This is a genomic window from Rhodococcus sp. AB351, from assembly GCF_049538275.1.
In the GTDB taxonomy this organism is placed as follows: domain Bacteria; phylum Actinomycetota; class Actinomycetes; order Mycobacteriales; family Mycobacteriaceae; genus Rhodococcus.
Genome location: NZ_JBMVFW010000041.1, coordinates 1 through 587, shown reverse-complemented (window position 1 = coordinate 587; position 587 = coordinate 1). Strand labels below are relative to the sequence as shown.

Here is a 587-nt window from a genome sequence, read left to right as displayed (position 1 = left end):
GGGGAATCGGATGGGGCTGATAGAAGTGCCCCAGGGGGTATTCTTCGACTATCGTACACATACCCCCAGGGGTATACACAAGGAGTGTTGTCGTGTGAACTCAGGCGAGGCCGAGGAACAACTCCTCGAGTTCCTTCTCGGTGATGCGGTCGTCGCAGGCGGCGTCCTGTTCGTCGAGGATGCATCGGCGGAGCCGGTCCGAGATGATCTTGAATCCGGCGCGATGCAGCGCGTGGGATGTCGCTGCGAGCTGGATGACCACCTCGCGCAGATCGCGGTCGGTTTCGAGCATCGTGATAACCGCGGTGAGCTGGCCTTGTGCTCGGCGCAGGCGTCGCAGGGCGGCGGTATCGGCTTCCGGATTCTCCATCGGTAACTCCCTGCTCGATCCTGCGCTGCCGGGAAATCGAACCCGGATACCCCAGGGGGTACTTGACATACCCTAGGGGGTATATGCCACGATGTCTACATCGCCGGAACATCACCCGGATCCAGCAACGGAGGAATCCATGATTCTCGAGCAGTACTACATCGAGTGCCTCTCCCACGCGTCCTACCTCATCGGCGACGAGAGCACCGGCAGGGCG

The 587-nt window shown here is 61.2% G+C and carries 1 protein-coding gene; it reads right to left on the bottom strand.

Annotated elements, in window-relative coordinates:
* Positions 1-100 precede the first annotated feature (100 nt).
* Entirely contained in the window at positions 101-370 is a 270-nt protein-coding gene (locus ACPCXD_RS22910; protein ID WP_159416615.1) for a metal-sensitive transcriptional regulator, read from the bottom strand.
* Between the last annotated feature and the right edge of the window lie 217 nt (positions 371-587).

What these genes read in the sequence shown, in the direction of transcription:
- ACPCXD_RS22910 (WP_159416615.1), bottom strand. Translation starts at nt 370, where the DNA reads ATGGAGAATCCGGAAGCCGATACCGCCGCCCTGCGACGCCTGCGCCGA.